The organism is Actinomadura sp. 6K520, from assembly GCF_004349245.1.
Taxonomy (GTDB): domain Bacteria; phylum Actinomycetota; class Actinomycetes; order Streptosporangiales; family Streptosporangiaceae; genus Spirillospora.
The window spans coordinates 1-1,824 of sequence record NZ_SMLC01000378.1 but is presented as its reverse complement, the minus strand read 5'-3'; the positions used below and the strand labels follow the sequence as shown (position 1 = coordinate 1,824).

At 71.5% G+C, this 1,824-nt stretch carries 2 protein-coding genes; both read left to right on the top strand.

What is annotated here, in order from left to right:
* Positions 1 to 129: 129 nt before the first annotated feature.
* Positions 130 to 1,146: an AAA family ATPase gene (locus E1289_RS37435; protein ID WP_131988905.1), complete on the top strand. Its 1,017-nt coding sequence runs from the start codon at positions 130 to 132 to the stop codon at positions 1,144 to 1,146.
* A partial coding sequence (locus tag E1289_RS37430) for a DUF58 domain-containing protein (RefSeq protein ID WP_131988903.1) occupies positions 1,143 to 1,824 on the top strand: 682 nt, incomplete at its 3' end. The genes E1289_RS37435 and E1289_RS37430, both read left to right, overlap by 4 nt.

The following is a 1,824-nucleotide window of genomic DNA, read 5'->3' as shown; positions in this document are numbered from 1 at the left end:
CGCCACCCCCGAACCGATCACCGCCCGCGCGCACGTATCCCCAACGAACGGGTACAAGTGATCGCGTAGGGTCGAAAAAGCGCCCAGCCCCGGCACCCAGGGACTAGGACTAGTGAGGGAAAACCCACCATGACCATCGCCGCCACCGACGTCGACGAGGCCGCGGCCCTCCTCCAGAACACCCTCACCGAGGTCAAAAAAGTCATCGTCGGCCAGGAACACATGGTCGAACGGATGATCGTGGCCCTGCTCGCCCGCGGCCACTGCCTCGTCGAAGGCGTCCCCGGCGTCGCCAAGACCCTCGCCGTCGGCACCCTCGCCAAAGTCGTCGGCGGCACCTTCGCCCGCCTCCAGTTCACCCCCGACCTCGTCCCCTCCGACATCGTCGGCACCCGCATCTACCACCCCTCCACCGAACAGTTCGACGTCGAACTCGGCCCCGTCTTCGTCAACTTCGTCCTCGCCGACGAGATCAACCGCGCCCCCGCCAAAGTCCAGTCCGCCCTTCTGGAGGTCATGGCCGAACGCCAGGTCTCCCTCGGCGGCAACACCTACCCCCTGCCCGCACCCTTCATCGTCCTCGCCACCCAGAACCCCATCGAGTCCGAAGGCGTCTACCCCCTCCCCGAAGCCCAGCGCGACCGCTTCCTCATGAAGGTCGACGTCCGCCACCCCGCCGCCCACGAGGAACTGCAGATCCTCCAGCGGATGAGCGTCGACCCACCCGAAGCCGCCCAGATCCTCGACACCGACCGCCTCGCCGGACTCCAGCGCGCCGCCGAAGAGGTCGCCGTCCACGAACTCATCGCCGACTACATCGTCCGCCTGGTCATGGCCACCCGCGAACCCGACCAGTACCGCCTCCCCGACCTGCGCGGCGTCATCGAGATCGGCGCCAGCCCCCGCGCCACCCTCGGCCTCGCCTCCGCCGCCCGCGCCCTCGCCCTGATCTCCGGACGCGACTACGTCCTGCCCGACGACGTCCGCGCCGTCGCCCGCGACGTCATGTCCCACCGCCTCGTCCTGACCTTCGACGCACTCGCCGACGGCGTCAACGCCGCCGACGTCATCGCCCAGATCCTCACCGCCGTCCCCCCGCCCCGCGTCGTGTGGAACCACTCCGCGGCGGCGGTGACCACCGCATGACGGGGACCGGCCGGCAGCGGCGCAGCGGCAAGATCACCCACCTCGCCCCCGAACGCACCCTCCGCCGCCTCCAACTCCAGGTCACCCGCCGCCTCGACGGCCTCCTCAACGGCGAACACCTCGGCCTCCTCCCCGGCCCCGGCACCGAACTCGCCGAAGCCCGCCTCTACCAGCCCGGCGAGGACGACGTCCGCCACATGGACTGGGCCGTCACCGCCCGCACCACCACCCCCCACGTCCGCGACCTCATCGCCGACCACGAACTCGAAGCCTGGGCCCTCGTCGACCTCACCCCCAGCATGGACTTCGGCACCGGCACCATGACCAAACGCGACCTCGCCGTCGCCGCCCTCGCCGCCGTCGGCTTCCTCACCGTCCGCCTCGGCGACCGCGCCGGCGCCTACCTCCTCCACACCGACGGCATACGCCGCTGGCCCGCCCGCACCGGCAAAGCCGCCCTCTACGCCCTCCTCCAAGCCTGCCTGGACGCCCGGTCCGTCAACGACGGCACCCCACGCAACAGCACCGGAGGCACGGGAGGCACCGGCGGCACCGCCCCCCGCGACCTCGCCGCCGCCATCACCTCACTCGACCGCGGCCAGACCCGCCGCGGCCTCCGCGTGGTCATCTCGGACTTCCTCGCCCCCGACGGCGGCGACCCCACCCCCGGCCTCGACC